At 69.4% G+C, this 13122-nt stretch carries 13 protein-coding genes; 5 read left to right on the top strand and 8 right to left on the bottom strand.

Annotated features, from left to right (window positions below):
* Window positions 1–9 precede the first annotated feature (9 nt).
* The gene (locus GQ56_RS0129540) at window positions 10–1368 is read right to left on the bottom strand and encodes an aspartate aminotransferase family protein (protein WP_031402093.1); all 1359 of its coding nucleotides are present in this window, start codon (window positions 1366–1368) and stop codon (window positions 10–12) included.
* A gap of 105 nt (window positions 1369–1473) precedes the next feature.
* Between GQ56_RS0129540 and GQ56_RS0129545 the strand changes: the two genes are divergently transcribed.
* Window positions 1474–2427, top strand: a complete 954-nt coding sequence (locus tag GQ56_RS0129545; RefSeq protein ID WP_031402094.1) for a LysR family transcriptional regulator — start codon at window positions 1474–1476, stop codon at window positions 2425–2427.
* Window positions 2428–2626: 199 nt separating this feature from the next.
* Here GQ56_RS0129545 and GQ56_RS0129550 read toward each other — a convergent pair whose 3' ends face one another.
* The 3 genes from GQ56_RS0129550 to GQ56_RS0129560 are packed head-to-tail and all read right to left on the bottom strand — an operon-like array spanning window position 2627 to window position 4740.
* Window positions 2627–3883: an MFS transporter gene (locus GQ56_RS0129550; RefSeq protein WP_031402095.1), complete on the bottom strand. Its 1257-nt coding sequence runs from the start codon at window positions 3881–3883 to the stop codon at window positions 2627–2629.
* Window positions 3880–4215, bottom strand: a complete 336-nt coding sequence (locus GQ56_RS0129555) for a hypothetical protein (RefSeq protein WP_031402096.1) — start codon at window positions 4213–4215, stop codon at window positions 3880–3882. The genes GQ56_RS0129550 and GQ56_RS0129555 overlap by 4 nt, the downstream gene beginning before the upstream one ends.
* 36 nt (window positions 4216–4251) lie before the next feature.
* The gene (locus GQ56_RS0129560) at window positions 4252–4740 is read right to left on the bottom strand and encodes a MarR family winged helix-turn-helix transcriptional regulator (RefSeq protein ID WP_407638611.1); all 489 of its coding nucleotides are present in this window, start codon (window positions 4738–4740) and stop codon (window positions 4252–4254) included.
* 161 nt (window positions 4741–4901) lie between these two features.
* On the opposite strand from GQ56_RS0129560, the gene GQ56_RS0129565 reads away from it, so the two are divergent.
* The gene (locus GQ56_RS0129565; RefSeq protein WP_031402098.1) at window positions 4902–5393 is read left to right on the top strand and encodes a 2,4'-dihydroxyacetophenone dioxygenase family protein; all 492 of its coding nucleotides are present in this window, start codon (window positions 4902–4904) and stop codon (window positions 5391–5393) included.
* Here GQ56_RS0129565 and GQ56_RS0129570 read toward each other — a convergent pair.
* Window positions 5383–5736: a hypothetical protein gene (locus GQ56_RS0129570; RefSeq protein WP_152601897.1), complete on the bottom strand. Its 354-nt coding sequence runs from the start codon at window positions 5734–5736 to the stop codon at window positions 5383–5385. The two genes, GQ56_RS0129565 and GQ56_RS0129570, sit on opposite strands and share 11 nt — an antisense overlap.
* A gap of 32 nt (window positions 5737–5768) precedes the next feature.
* Complete coding sequence (locus GQ56_RS0129575; protein ID WP_031402100.1) at window positions 5769–6728, bottom strand: GlxA family transcriptional regulator; 960 nt, start codon at window positions 6726–6728, stop codon at window positions 5769–5771.
* Between the two features lie 136 nt (window positions 6729–6864).
* On the opposite strand from GQ56_RS0129575, the gene GQ56_RS0129580 reads away from it, so the two are divergent.
* The 3 genes from GQ56_RS0129580 to GQ56_RS0129595 all read left to right on the top strand — a co-directional run bounded on the left by GQ56_RS0129580 (window position 6865) and on the right by GQ56_RS0129595 (window position 10245).
* Window positions 6865–7665 (top strand): SDR family NAD(P)-dependent oxidoreductase, encoded by an 801-nt coding sequence (locus tag GQ56_RS0129580; RefSeq protein WP_031402101.1) that lies wholly within the window; start codon window positions 6865–6867, stop codon window positions 7663–7665.
* A gap of 323 nt (window positions 7666–7988) precedes the next feature.
* Window positions 7989–9833: a sensor domain-containing diguanylate cyclase gene (locus GQ56_RS0129590; RefSeq protein ID WP_235212789.1), complete on the top strand. Its 1845-nt coding sequence runs from the start codon at window positions 7989–7991 to the stop codon at window positions 9831–9833.
* 115 nt (window positions 9834–9948) lie between these two features.
* Window positions 9949–10245 carry a hypothetical protein gene (locus GQ56_RS0129595; protein ID WP_031402103.1) on the top strand — a complete coding sequence of 99 codons (297 nt, stop codon included), beginning with the start codon at window positions 9949–9951 and terminating at the stop codon, window positions 10243–10245.
* Window positions 10246–10266: 21 nt separating this feature from the next.
* Here the strand turns inward: GQ56_RS0129595 and GQ56_RS0129600 are convergent, their stop codons facing one another.
* Together GQ56_RS0129600 and GQ56_RS0129605 are read right to left on the bottom strand one after the other, a co-directional pair.
* Complete coding sequence (locus GQ56_RS0129600) at window positions 10267–11607, bottom strand: MFS transporter (protein WP_031402104.1); 1341 nt, start codon at window positions 11605–11607, stop codon at window positions 10267–10269.
* A gap of 88 nt (window positions 11608–11695) precedes the next feature.
* Window positions 11696–13045: an MFS transporter gene (locus GQ56_RS0129605; protein ID WP_031402105.1), complete on the bottom strand. Its 1350-nt coding sequence runs from the start codon at window positions 13043–13045 to the stop codon at window positions 11696–11698.
* Window positions 13046–13122 lie beyond the last annotated feature (77 nt).

Here is a 13122-nt window from a genome sequence, read left to right on the forward strand (position 1 = left end):
AGCCGCGGCTCAATCCACTTCGTTCAGCGCGTCGGACAGCGCGTTGACGAGATTGTCGATCTCGCGCTTCTCCGAGATGAACGGCGGCGCGAGCTGGATCGTGTCGCCGCCGTAGCGCACGTAGAAGCCCTTCGCCCAGCAGCGCATCGCGATCTCGTACGGGCGCCGTGCCGGCTCGCCCGGCAGCGCCGCGATCGTCAGGCCGGCGGCCAGCCCGTAGTTGCGGATGTCCGTGATGTGGCGCTGGCCTTTCAGCCCGTGCACCGCGGCCTCGAAATGCGGCGCGAGATCGCGCACGCGCGCCACCGCGTCTTCCTGCACGAGCAGGTCGAGCGCCGCGACGCCGGCCGCGCAGGCGACCGGGTGCGCCGAATACGTATAGCCGTGCGGGAACTCGAGCATGTACTCGGGGCCGCCTACTGCCATGAACGTGTCGTAGATTTCCTTCGTGGCGACCACGCCGCCGAGCGGCTGCACGCCGTTCGTGACCTGCTTCGCGAAGTTCAGGATGTCCGGCGTCACGCCGAACGCGTCGGCGCCCGTCATCGCGCCGGCGCGGCCGAAGCCCGTGATGACCTCGTCGAAGATCAGCAGGATGTCGTGCGCGGTACAGATGTCGCGCAGCCGCTTCAGATAGCCCTTCGGCGGCACGACCACGCCGGCCGAACCGGAGAACGGCTCGACGATCACGGCCGCGATGTTCGATGCGTCGTGCAGCGCGATCAGGTCGAGCAGGCGGTCGGCCAGCTCGGCGCCGTGCTCGGGCATCCCGCGCGAGAACTTGTTTTCGGCGAGTTGCGTGTGCGGCAGGAAATCGGCCTCGATGCCCTGGCCGAACAGCTTGCGGTTCGGCCCGATCCCGCCGACCGAAATGCCGCCGTAGTTCACGCCGTGGTAGCCCTTCTCGCGGCCGATCAGGCGCGTCTTCGTGCCCTTGCCCTTCGCGCGCCAGTAGGCGCGGGCCAGCTTCAGCGACGTGTCGGCCGCTTCCGAGCCCGACCCCGTGAAGAACACGTAGTCGAGGCCGGCCGGCGTCAGCGCCTTGATCTTGTTCGCGAGCTCGAACGACTTCGGGTGGCCGAACTGGAATGCCGGCGCGTAGTCGAGCTGCGCGACCTGGCGGCTCACCGCCTCGACGATCTCCGTGCGGCCGTGGCCGAGGCCCGTGCACCAGAGGCCCGACAGGCCGTCGAAGATCTTGCGGCCTTCGGCGTCGGTGTAATACGCGCCCTTGCCCGACACGATCATGCGCGGATCGGCCTTGAACTGGCGGTTGGCCGTGAACGGCATCCAGTGGGCGTCGAGCCACGCGGCGTCGGTACGGATGGTCGTGTCGTCCTGCTGCGCGGCGGTGGTGATGTCGGTCATGTCGGTCGGCGCGGCGCGCCCCTCCTTCTTGTGATGATGTTGCGCATTGTCGGGAGGCCAATTAGTCTCTTCAATATCGCAATATCAATGTTCACTTGCGCATCTATGCAAGCAATCAAACCGAAGAGCCGCGCGCTGCTCGGGCAGCTCAGCGACATGGATCTCCGCCTGCTGCGGGTCTTCAAGGGCGTCGTGCAGTGCGGCGGGATGGCGGCGGCCGAACTGGAACTGAATATCGGCATCTCGACGATCAGCCGGCACGTGAAGGATCTCGAAACGCGCCTCGGCCTCGTGCTGTGCCGGCGCGGCCGCGCGGGCTTCACGCTGACGCCCGAGGGCCAGACGGTGTACGAGGAGACGTTGCGGCTGCTCGCGTCGATGGAGGCATTTCGCAGCAGGATCGACGGCATTCACGACCGGATGGGCGGCGAACTGCACATCGCGGTATTCGACAAGACGGCCACCAACGCGAATGCGCGGCTCGGCGACGCGATCCGCCGGTTCGCCGACGAGGCGCCCGGCGTCGCGCTGAACCTGCATGTCGCGTCGATCAACGAGGTCGAGCGCGGGATCATCGACGGCAGCTATCAGGTCGGGATCATTCCCGCGCACCGCAGTTCGGGCAGCCTCGTGTATGCGGAGCTGTTCGACGAGCGGATGCTGCTCTACTGCGGCCGCCAGCATCCGCTCTACGATGCGCCGCACGGCAAGCTCACGTGGACGACGATCCGTCACCATGCGTTCGCGGGGCTCGGCTTCCATTCGCCGAACATGGAGCTGAGCCATCGCGCGAAGCTCACGCGCGGCGCGACCGCGTCGGATCAGGAGTCGATCGCGACGCTGATCCTGTCCGGCCGCTACCTCGGCTTCCTGCCGGATCATTACGCGGAAAGCTTCGAAAACAAGGGGCTGATGCAGCCGATCGCGCCGCACCGGTTCAATTACCGGTGCCGGTTCGTGAGCCTGCTGCGGCGCTCGCCGCGGCCGTCGCGGGCCGCGCTGCTGTTCCAGTCGTGCCTGGAAGCCGCGCATGCGGCGACGGTGCAGCCGGGAGCGTAGGCGATTCGCGGGAGGCATCCGGTGCCCTGGCGGTGCGTGGTGCGTGGTGCGTGGTGCGTGGTGCGTGGTGCGATGGCCGATGGCCGATGGCCGATGGCCGGTGGCCGGTGGCCGGTGGCCGGTGGCCGGTGGCCGGTGCGGCAGCCTACGCGCGGTGACGGAACAGGCAAGCGCAGCGGCGGCCCTGCCGGGTCACCGTTCAGCCGCCGTCAAACCGGTCGAGCGCGCCGTCGGCTTGGGCCTGTGCGCGGCTGCGCTTCACGAAATGCGTCGCGACGAGCGCGGCCGCGAAGCCCGACGCGGCGCCGACGCCGAGCGCCCAGCGCGGGCCGAGATGGTTCGCGACCCAGCCCGCGACCGGCGCGCCGAGCGGCGTGCCGCCAAGCGCGACCGCGAGGCGCAGCGCCATCACGCGACCGCGCATCGCCGGCTCGGTGGACAGCTGCATCAGGCTGTTGGTCGAGTTCATGAAGGTGATCGCGGCAATCCCGGTCAGCACGAGCGCGGCGCCGAACAGCCAGTAGCCCGGCGCCAGCGCGGCGAGCGTGCAGCCGAGCCCGAACAGCGCCGCGCCGAACCACAGATGCCGGAAACGCGGCTGCTCGCGGCGTGCGGCGAGCAGCGCGCCGGACACCGTGCCGACCGCCATCATCGACGACAGCACGCCGAAACCGCGCGCATCGACATGGAACACGCTGGCCGCCATCGTCGAGATGAACAGCTGGAAATTGAGCCCGAACGTGCCGATCAGGAACAGCATCACGAGGATCGCCTTCAGGTCGTCGCGCCGCCACACGTAGCGGAACCCGTCGAGCAGGCCGCCGCGCGAGCGGCCCGCGCGCAGGTTCGGTCGCAGCTCGTCCTCGCGCAACAGCAGCAGCGACGCCAGCACCGCGAAGAAGCTGAGCCCGTTCGCGAGAAACGCCCAGCCGGTGCCGACCGACGCGATCAGGAAGCCGGCCGCCGCCGGGCCGATCATCCGCGCGGCGTTGAACGACGTCGAGTTGAGCGCGACCGCGTTCGCAAGCTCGCGGTCGCCGACCAGTTCCGCGACGAAAGTCTGCCGCACGGGCGCGTCGAACGCCGACGTGCAACCGAACAGGAACGCGAACACGTAGACATGTTCGAGCCGCGCGACGCCGGTGACGGTCAGCACGCCGAGCCCCAGCGCCAGCACGCCCATCAATCCCTGCGTCACCATCAGCAGCTTGCGCTGGTCGAAACGATCGGCCGCATAGCCGGTCCACGGCAACAGCAGGAGCTGCGGCCCGAACTGCAGCGCCATCACCGTGCCGACCGCGGACGCGTCGTGATGCGTCAGTTGCGTGAGCACCAGCCAGTCCTGCGCGGTGCGCTGGATCCACGTGCCGATGTTCGACACCAGCGCGCCGATCGCCCAGACGCGGTAGTTGAAGCTGCGAAGCGAGCGGAACACGCCTGCCGCCGGCACGCTCATGGCCGCTCCCGCTCGGGATCGTTGCCGCCGTGCAGCGCGCCGAAGCGCCGTGCGATGAACAGGCCGAACGCGAGGATGCCGGCGCCGAGCGCGGCCGCATCGGCCGTGAGCTTCAGGTCGAACGCGCCGACCCGGCCGACCAGCACATAGCCGATCGCGAGATTCACGCAGCCCCACACGACGTTGACGGTCGACGACGACAGCCCGCGCCCCGGCGGATTCGCGAACGGCGTCTGGAACGGCTCGCCGCGCAGCCCGCTCACGAGATGCGGCACGGCGTTCGTGAGAAACGCGCCGCCGAGGAAGTACGACGCGAGATGCAGGAGGTTCATGTACGGGCTTTCCTTCCGTCAGGCGGATCGAGGGGGTTACGGACGCGCGGCTTCCTGGAATTCGGCGAGCCGCTGCAGCAGTTTCACGGCCGAGCCGAGTTCGGCCTGTTCCCGCGCCGACAACTGCGCGTGCAGCGCGCGGAACAGCCAGTCGTCCTTGGCCGCGCGGTTGGCCTGCAGCACCTTGCGGAAGGCGGGGGTGAGCGCGATCAGCGTCTGCCGCCCGTCGCTCGGGTCGGGTGCGCCGCTGACGGCGCCCAGCGACTCGAGCGTCGCGACCGTCACGCGCATCGACTGCGGGCGCACGCTTTCGGCGCGCGCAAGCGCCGACACGGTCGCGGGACCGTCGCGATCGAGCCGCAGCAGGACCGATTTCTGCGAGGACGTGAGGTCGTTCGGGTGGGTCTGCTCCCGCATGCGCCGCATCAGCTTGCCGACCGAGATGCGGAGTTCTCCGGCGAGAACGGCCAGGGGGAGCGCTTCGGGGGGCGGGGATGGCGTATTCATGGCTGGATGATAGTTCATCTACAGAAAAACTGTACAGTTTTACTGTAGATATCGATGAGCAACCGGCATGCGGTTACCGAAGCGCCCCCTGCCGACGACCGGTGCAAAACGTCCCTCATTCGGCCGCGCAACCGGGCTCTGCGATAATGCGGGCTCTTCATTTCCGCTCCGCTCCCGCCATGACGCAGCCGTCCGCCCCGCTCCCCACCGACCTGCCGCCGATCTCGTGCCTGCCCGGCGAAGCGCTGCCGTGGCTGCCGATGAGCGACGGGCTGCCGGGGCTGGCGATCAAGTACCTGCACATCAACGCGGCCGAGGACACGCTGACCGCGCTGCTGAAGATGCCGGCCGGCGGCACGCTGCCGCGCCATCGTCACGACGGGGAAGTGTTCGTCCATACGCTGCAGGGCGCGTGGCGCTACCTCGAATACGACTGGGTCGCGCACGCCGGCTCGACGGTGCTCGAACCGGCCGGCTCGGTGCATACGCCGGAAACGCTCGGCGCACCGGGCGAGGACGTGATCACGCTCAACGTGATGCGCGGCGATCTCGTGCTGCTCGACGACGACGGCCGCGAAACCGCGCGCGAGAACTGCCGCGTCGCACTGCTGCGGCAGCGCAAGCACGCGCGCACGGCGCCGGGCGACGCCGCGCCGTTCGTCACACGCTGAGCGTCGGCCGGGTATCCGGGCGCCGCTGGCGCACGCGTTCATCCGCTTGCCGCATCGCACCCCGCGCCGCCAAGTCGGCCGGCGAACCGCGCGATTGACGGCACGCGCCCCGATCGTCCCGATCGCCCCGGCGGCAAACCTTGCCGGCGGCATGCCGTGCCCACCGACACGCGCCGACACCATCCGCCGCTGCATCCCCGCCTTCCGGAAAGCCGGCCCGCGCACAACCCCAGGTTGTCGCTGCCGACTGCCGCATCGCCGCCGCGACCGTCGCGCGGATGGCCGCGCCGATCGTGACCTGCGCGTTCACCGACGCCCGGATCATCGTCGTACGCAGTTCCATGCCCATCTGCCGATTGGCTGCGCCTGACGCGTTCAGGCCAGCTCGCGTTCGTCCGCCCGCGCATCGCGCCGCATCGCCTGCGGCGGCACGCCGAACCCGCGCACGAACGCCTCGCGCATGTGCCGGCGGTCGCGAAAGCCGTTTTCCTTCGCGATCACGTCGAGCGGATGGCGGCTCTGCTCGATCATCAGCCGCGCGGACTCGAGCCGCAGCCGCTCGATCGCCTTCGCGGGCGACTGCCCCGTTTCGAGCGTGAACACGCGGCTGAACTGACGCGGGCTCAGGTGCACGGCTTCGGCCAGACTCTCGACGGTCAGCGCCTGGCCGAGATTCTGCCGCGCGTAGTTCAGCGCGTTCTGGATCCGGTCGGATTTCGGCGCGAGATCCAGCATTTCCGAATGCTGCGACTGGCCGCCTGCCCGCCGCTGGGGCATCACGAGCTTGTGCGCGACCGAGCGCGCGGCGTCCGCGCCGAGATCCTTCTCCACCATCGCGAGCGCGAGATCGAGGCCGGCCGTCATCCCGGCCGAGGTCCAGACCGGACCGTCGACGATGTAGATCCGGTCTTCCTCGACGCGAATCTCCGGGTAATGCCGCTGCATGTCGCGGCCGTAGGCCCAGTGCGTCGTCGCGCGGCGCTGCGCGAGCAGCCCCGCCTCGGCCAGCACGAACGCGCCCGTGCAGATGCCCGCCACCCGCCGCGCCCGCGCATGCGCGCGCCGCAGGAACGCGACGACGCCGGCCGGCGCCGGCGACGCGAGCGGATCGTTGACGCCGGCGACGATCCACGTATCGACGTCGATCCGCCCGCGCAGCGCGCGCGTGGCGACCGGCAGCCCGAGCGACGAGCGCACCTCGCCGCCGTCGACCGAATAGCTGTTCATCGCGTAAAACGGCCCGGCCGCGCCCAGGTTCGCGTATTCGAACACCGACTGCGCGGCGAGCGCCATGATCTGGAACCCGTCGCTGATCAGAAAACCGATTCGATGCATGCGTGTTCTCCCGTCCCGGGCCCGTCGGCCATGCCAATGGCCTGAATCATACCCATCTACGTCATTTGTGTCGCGACGAACCGGGACCAGAATGGCTTCACGCCGTCCGGCCATCTACATCGAAACGGAGCACATCATGACGCAAGCACATCGCGGTACCGCCCTCGTTACCGGCGCCTCGTCCGGCATCGGCGCGATCTACGCCGACCGGCTCGCGCGCCGCGGCTACGACCTGATCCTGGTCGCGCGCAGCCGCGACCGGCTGGCCGCCCTCGCCGACCGCATCACCAATGACACGCAGCGCAGCGTCGAGATCGTCGACGCCGACCTCAACGACCGCGCGGCGCTCGCCGCCGTCGAGGCGAAGCTGAAAGAAGACGCGAGCATCACGCTGCTCGTGAACAATGCGGGCGTCGGCACGCACACGCCGCTGCTCGACAGCGACGTCGACGCGATGACGCGGCTGATCGACCTGAACGTGACCGCGCTCACGCGCCTCACCTATGCGGCGGTGCCCGGCTTCGTCGCGCGCGGCCGCGGCGCCGTGATCAACATCGCGTCGATCGTCGCGATCTCGCCGGAAACGCTGAACGGCGTCTATGGCGGCAGCAAGGCGTTCGTGCTCGCGTTCAGCCAGTCGCTGCATCACGAGCTCGCCGACAAGGGCGTGCAGGTGCAAGCCGTGCTGCCCGGCGCGACGGCCACCGATTTCTGGCAGACCGGCGGCCTGCCGCTCGCGCATCTGCCGAAGGAAATCGTGATGCCCGCGTCCGACATGGTCGACGCGGCGCTGGTCGGCTTCGATCGCGGCGAACTCGTGACGATCCCGTCGCTGCATGCCGGTGACGAATGGGCTGCGTACGAGGCCGCACGCCGCACGATGATGCCGCACCTGTCCGCCGCCACGCCCGCGCCGCGCTACGCGCCCGCACGCTGAGCACGGATCGCCCCGTCGTTCGAACGCAACCCGCGCGCCTGGCGACATGCGGTACGACACGATGACGCGCGGCCGGTCGGCCGCCGTCATCCGGGGCTCCGCCGCCCGCTTCCGGGCGGGCATCGATCGCGTCATTCATCTGCGGAAAGACGCCACCGGATTCTTTCCCGACCGGCGCAAATGACGTGGGCCGCCAGCCGATTGCGGCCGGCTTGCCATGCATTCCGCGCGACAGTAAGCTCTGCGATTGCAGTCCTCAAGCCGCCTCGTCCGACCGGCATGCGTCCGGTCACGAGGGCCATCGTCCGTAGCGGAATTCGACCATGCGGGTCCGTATGTTCATCACCGAGACCGGCGATGCGCCGTCCTCCGCGCACGCGCCGGCCGATCGTCAGCCGACGCTCCCGCCACTGCCGGAACTGGAAGCCGTCTGCCGTCTCGCGCGCGCGCATTTCGGCGCCGCCGGCGCGTTCGTCGCGCGCACCGCGGCCGGTGCGCAACGTGTGCTCGCGGCCGACGGCACGCTGCCCGATCCGCATCTCGAACCGTCTGTCGAATCACTTCCCGATCGGCTTCCCGACGGGTGCCCGCCGCCGCACGACGCATGCGGAGCGTCCACCGGCAGTCCGCTCGTCGTACGGAAGGCCAACGGGAACGTACGGCGCAACGGCGGCACGCAGGACGCTCCGCGAATCGTCGCATCGTGCGAACTGGCCGCGCCCGACGGCGCGCACCTCGGCACGCTGTGCATCGTCGACGGCGCGCGCGCGCCGCTCGACGCCGCGCAATGCGCGCAGTTGCGCGACCTCGCCGCGCTGGCCGCAGCCGCGCTGGCCCGTACCGCCGAAGCCGCCGCACTGCGCGAACGGCTCGCCGCCGTCGAGGAGCACAGCTCGCTGATGACGCTCGCGCTCACCGAAAGCGGCACCGGCGTATGGGATCGCAACGTGGAGAGCGGCGAGATCCATTACTCGCCGGCCTGGAAGGCCATGCTCGGCTACGCGCCGCACGAGCTGAGCACGCGGATCGAGGATGCGTACGAGCGGCTGCATCCGGACGACCGCGACGACGTGAAGGCCGCGATGCTCGCGCACTTCGAGCGCCGCACCGGCTGCTACGAGGTCGAGCATCGCGTCCGCTGCAAGGACGGTACGTACAAGTGGATCCGCAGCCGCGGCAAGGTGATCAGCCGCGACCGCAACGACCGCGCGCTGCGCATGGTCGGCACGACCACGGACATCACCGCGCTGCGCGAGCTGGCCGCGCGGTTGCGCGACGCGGCCGCGCTCGTCACGGACCTCACCGACCACGTGCCCGGGCTCGTGTTCCAGTTGCAGCAGGCGCCCAACGGGCGCCGCTTCTTTTCCTACGCAAGCGCGGGAGTACGCGACATCTACGAGCTGACGCCCGAGCAGATTGCCCGCGGCGCGGAAGCCGTCGAGACGCGCATCCATCCCGCCGACCTGGCCGCGTACCGGCAGTCGCTGCACGAATCGTCGGCGCGACTGACGCCGTGGCGCCTCGAATATCGCGTGCTGCTGCCCGGCCAGGGCCTGCGCTGGCGCGAAGGCGACGCGCGCCCGCAGCGCACGGCCGACGGCGGCACCGTATGGCACGGCTTCATCACCGACGCGACCGAGCGCAAGCACATCGAGGCGGAGCTGCACCGGATGGCGACGACCGACCATCTGACGCGCCTGTCGAACCGCCATGCGTTCATGCGCCAAAGCGAAGCCGCGCTGCGCGACGTGCGCACGACCGGCCGGACCGCCGCGGTGCTGATGCTCGATCTCGATCACTTCAAGGCGCTGAACGACCGCTGGGGCCACCCGGTCGGCGACCGCGCGCTCCGCCATTTCGCACGGCTGCTGCTCGCGGAAACCGGGCCGGACGGCATCGTCGGCCGGGTCGGCGGCGAGGAATTCGCGATCGTGCTGCCGAGGTCGGATCTCGACATGGCGCTGGCATTCGCGCAGCGCGTGCAGCAACGCGCGATCCAGGCGCGGCTGATGCACGAGGATCAGCAGGTGACGCTGACCGTCAGCATCGGCATCGACGCGATGCGGGCGTCGGACTTCGGCGCATACCAGCCGCTGTCGCGCGCCGACAAGGCGCTCTATCTCGCGAAGGAACGCGGCCGCAACCGGATCGAGGTCTATCGGGCGTAGCCGGCGCGATCTCGGGCGGGCCGCTTCCGGCTTCCCGCTCTCTGCTTCCGGCCCCACCCGTTGCGCGCCGGATCGTGTAGGCTCGCGCCCCGGGCCCTGCTCACCTCGACTTGCCATGGACAATGCCAAACGAACCGCGCGAATCGCGTCAGGCCTTCTCGTCGTCGCGCTCGTCGAGCTGCTGGCGCTTGTTGTCGGCTACCTGTACGCCAGTTCGATGGACGATCCGTACACCGGCGTTCGCGTGCTCATGACCGCGCTGTTCTGGACGGCAGGCCTGTCCGCCATCGGGCTCATCTCGGCGATCGCCTGCCTGTCGATCGACCTGCAGGCGCGCGGCGGCGTGATCCACGGAGCGCTGGTGCTGCACGGCCTGCTGGTCCTGCCCGGGCTGTTTCTGTCCTTCCATTGAACCGCGCCGTCACCGCCGGCGTCACGCCGCTTGCGCACGCGGCGCTGCCCGCACGCCCAGCAGCATCGCGACCGCGCACGCGGCCAGCAACGCGGCGATCATCAGCATCGCCGGGTCCATGCTGCCGGTTTTCGTTCGGATCAACCCGACCAGCCACGGCGTGATCATCCCGCTCGACACGCCGATGCTGCTGATCAGCGCGATCCCGCCCGCCGCGCCGGCGCCCGAGAAATACGCGGACGGCACGGCCCAGAACACCGGATGCGCGGCGAAGATCAGCATCGCCGCGACGGACAGCAGCGCCATCATCGCGACAATGCTCGGCAGATGCAGCGTCAGCAGCGCGAGCGCCGCCGCGCCGCCGAACGCGCACGCGGCGAAGTGCCGGCGCCGTTCGCGCTTGCGGTCGGAGCGCCGCGCGATCACGATCAGGCCGGCCGCGCCGATCGCGTTCGGCACCACCGACAGCAGGCTGATCTGCACGACGTCGTGAATGCCGAATTCGCGGATCATCAGCGGCATCCAGAACAGCAGCATCAGCAGCGCGGTGGTCAGCGAGAAATAGATGAACGCGAACAGGTACGTGCGCGGTTCGGCCAGCACCTGCCGCAGCGAACGCGGCGCGTGCGCCTCGGCAGCGGCGCGGTCGGCGGACAGGTCGGCCGCGAGCCGTTGACGGTCGGCGTCCGACAGCCAGTGCGCCTGTTCGGGACGATCGCACAGCCAGAACCACGCGATCACGCCGAGCAGAATCGCGGGCGCGCCCTCGATCGCGAACATCCATTGCCAGCCGTGCAGCCCGAGCACGCCCGACATCCCGCGCATCAGCCAGCCGGACAGCAGCCCGCCGACCATTCCCGCCACCGCGACGCCCGCGTAGAAGATCGACAGCACCGACGCGCGGCGCCGCGCCGGGTACCAGTACGTCAGGTAGAACACCACGCCCGGAAAGAAGCCGGCCTCGAACAGCCCGAGCAGGAAGCGCAGCACGTAGAAATGCTTCGCGCTGTCGACGGTGATCATCGCGACCGACACGGCGCCCCACAGGAACATGATCCGCGCGAACGTGCGGCGCGCGCCGAAGCGGCGCAGCAGCGCATTGCTCGGCACCTCGAACAGCACGTAGCCGACGAAGAACAGCACCGCGCCGAGGCTGTACATCGCGTCGGTCAGGCCGAGATCCTGCCGCATCTGCAACTGCGCGAAGCCGATGTTGCTGCGGTCGAGGATCGACACGATGTAGCAGATGAACAGGAACGGCACGATCCGCAGGCCGATACGGCGGTACAGCGCATCGTCGCCGGTTGACGCCGCGCCGGACGCGACGGCATGCGCCGCGTCCGCTTGAAGAGGGGCTGACATCGATCGTCTCCTCGATGGATTGTCTGGCAGGCGGGATGAAACGTGACGTGCCAGGCGCCGCCACCCGCGAGCGGCGCCCGGCCGGGGTTCAGTCGCGGCCGGCCGGCTCCGGCTTCACGCCGAGCATCAGCGCGATACCGCTCACCACCAGCAGCGCGGCCAGCAGATACACGGCGAGATCCATGCTGCCGGTGCGCGTGCGGATCATCCCGATCACCCACGGGCTGACGATGCCGCTCGTGATCCCGATGCTGCTGATCAGCGCGATCCCGGCCGCGGCCGCGTTGCCCGACAGGTAGCGGGTCGGCACGGCCCAGAAAATCGGCAGCGCGGCGAAGATCAGCGTCGCCGCGATCGACAGGCACGCGAGCATCGCCGCGAAGCTGTGCAGGTGCAGCGTCAGCGCCGCGAGCGCGAGCCCGCCGCCGATCGTGCAGCACGCGAAGTGCCTGCGGCGCTCGCCGGTACGATCCGAACGGCGCGCGATCAGGACCAGCCCCACCGCGCCGACCGCGTTCGGCACCACCGTGTAGAGGCTCACGGCGACGACGTCGGTCACGCCGAAGTCGCGGATCATCAGCGGCATCCAGAAGTTGAGCGTCAGCGACGCGCAGGTCAGCGAGAAATAGATGAACGCGAACAGGTACACGCGCGGGTTCGCGAGCGCGGCCGCGAGGCTGCGAGTATCGTGCGCGTTGCCGTGGCTGCGGCCGTCGGCGCACAGCGCGGCGACCCGCGCCTTTTCATCGGACGTGAGCCACGCGGCGTCCTGCGGCCGGTCGACCAGGAACGTGAACGCGGCGAACGCGAGCAGGATCGCCGGCGCGCCTTCGATCGCGAACATCCACTGCCAGCCGTGCATCCCGAGCACGCCGCTCATGTCGCGCATGATCCAGCCCGACATCAGGCCGCCGAGCACGCCGGCCACCGCGACGCCCGCGAAGAACACCGAGATCGCCGCCGCGCGCCGATTCGCGGGAAACCAGTAGGTCAGGTACAGCACGATGCCGGGAAAGAAGCCGGCTTCGAACACGCCGAGCAGGAAGCGCAGCACGTAGAAATGCGACGGCTGCGACACGAACATCATCCCGGTCGACGCGAGGCCCCACAGCAGCATGATCCGCGTGAAGGTGCGGCGCGCGCCGAAACGGGCGAGCAGCATGTTGCTCGGCACTTCGCAGAACACGTAACCGACGTAGAACACGGCCGCGCCGAGGCCGTACATCGCATCGCTGAAGCCGAGGTCGTGCTTCATCTGCAACTGCGCGAAGCCGATGTTGATGCGGTCGAGGAACGACACGACGTAGCAGAGGAACAGGAACGGAACGATCCGCCAGGCGATCTTGCGGAACAGCAGCGCGTCGTCCGTTGCGGCGGACGCGCCGGCCGAAGCGCTCGCGTGCGCGAGCGCCGCTTCGGCGGGAAGCGATTGGGGCATGTCTCTCTCCAAACAGGCCGCGCGATTCGGGCGCGCAGCCGTCTCCCAGGGCGTACGTGCGCCCTGCTTTCTTGTGA

Source organism: Burkholderia paludis (assembly GCF_000732615.1).
Taxonomy (GTDB): domain Bacteria; phylum Pseudomonadota; class Gammaproteobacteria; order Burkholderiales; family Burkholderiaceae; genus Burkholderia; species Burkholderia paludis.